Below are 828 nucleotides of genomic sequence, written 5' to 3' on the forward strand. Positions count from 1 at the left end.
ACTAATCCATAATGTCGCTAGGCATATCACCACGAATATGTTGCCATATTTCACCGGTTTGATGACCATACTTACGCATCATGAATATTGCACCATCGTGCTCTTTATTTTCAGCAAGTTTGGTTAAATCTTTATAGAATTGACGTGCAAGCTCACGGGTGCGAGGATCTGAAAAGTAATGACAACCTATTTTAGAATAAAAGCCTTTGAAACCATTAAGGATCAGCACATAAATGCGGTTGTTACCAGCGACAGCTAACTCATGGTGTACTTTATAGTCATAATCAGCAAACGCTTGCGCGCTGTCTTCTAGCTCATCACTTTGCGATAAAATTTCAATAACACGTTCTGGTGCAAGCTTTATAGCTGCACGGGTGTAAATTGCGCTAATGTTGGTGCGTGCTGAAAGTAACTGATCGGTTAACTCTGGCATTTTGTCTTCGTCTAAACGTGCCAGTGTTTCAAGAATGTTTAATCCTGACGTTTCCCAAAAATTATTAACGCGAGTGGGTTTACCATGTTGGATTGTTAACCAACCGTCTCTGGCTAATCGTTGTAACACTTCACGCAATGTGGTTCTAGTAACACCAATTAACTCTGAGAGTTCACGCTCAGCTGGCAGAATTGAACCTGGAGGAAAATCACCATTCCAGATTGACTCTACTATGTACTCCTCAGCAAATCCTGCTGGGCTTTTCGCTTTAAAAATTCTCATTCAATTCCTACTCGAATTAATTCACATTACATCGCTACATACGATTAACTGACTGATTGTACCAGACAAGACGCAACTAACAAGTAAAGTAAGTTAAATTACCTAGGTATGTG

1 protein-coding gene is annotated in these 828 nt (G+C 40.1%); it reads right to left on the minus strand.

The genetic code is table 11. From position 1 onward, the window contains the following. Position 1: 1 nt before the first annotated feature. Complete coding sequence (gene fadR, locus P20439_RS03375) at positions 2-715, minus strand: fatty acid metabolism transcriptional regulator FadR (RefSeq protein WP_008109093.1); 714 nt, start codon at positions 713-715, stop codon at positions 2-4. Positions 716-828: the final 113 nt, after the last annotated feature.

This window comes from Pseudoalteromonas sp. BSi20439 (genome assembly GCF_000241165.1).
GTDB lineage: Bacteria > Pseudomonadota > Gammaproteobacteria > Enterobacterales > Alteromonadaceae > Pseudoalteromonas.